This is a genomic window from Sphingomonas sp. 10B4 (assembly GCF_035019905.1).
Taxonomy (GTDB): domain Bacteria; phylum Pseudomonadota; class Alphaproteobacteria; order Sphingomonadales; family Sphingomonadaceae; genus Sphingomonas; species Sphingomonas glacialis.
Genome location: NZ_JASJVC010000326.1, coordinates 1 through 270 on the forward strand (window position 1 = coordinate 1; position 270 = coordinate 270).

1 protein-coding gene is annotated in these 270 nt (G+C 55.2%); it reads left to right on the forward strand.

The window, feature by feature from the left end:
• Positions 1–270, forward strand: a 270-nt coding sequence (locus tag QN347_RS19995) for an ATP-binding protein (protein ID WP_323494428.1), incomplete at both ends; no start/stop codon positions are given.

Sequence of the window (270 nt, forward strand, 5' to 3'; positions counted from 1 at the left end):
AAGCGCACGCGCTTTCGGCCGGTCGGCATCAGATCACACTCGAATGCGACGGCCCCGATATCCGCGGCAGTACCGATGAAATCCGCAGCGCCCTGACCAATTTGGTAACCAATGCCATCCGCTATACCCCTGAGCACGGGCAGATACAATTACTCTGGCAAATGACCGAAGCGGGACCGAAATTCAGTGTGCGCGATAATGGCATCGGTATCAGTCCCAACCATATCTCCCGCTTAACCGAGCGCTTTTACCGAGTCGATAAGAGTCGTT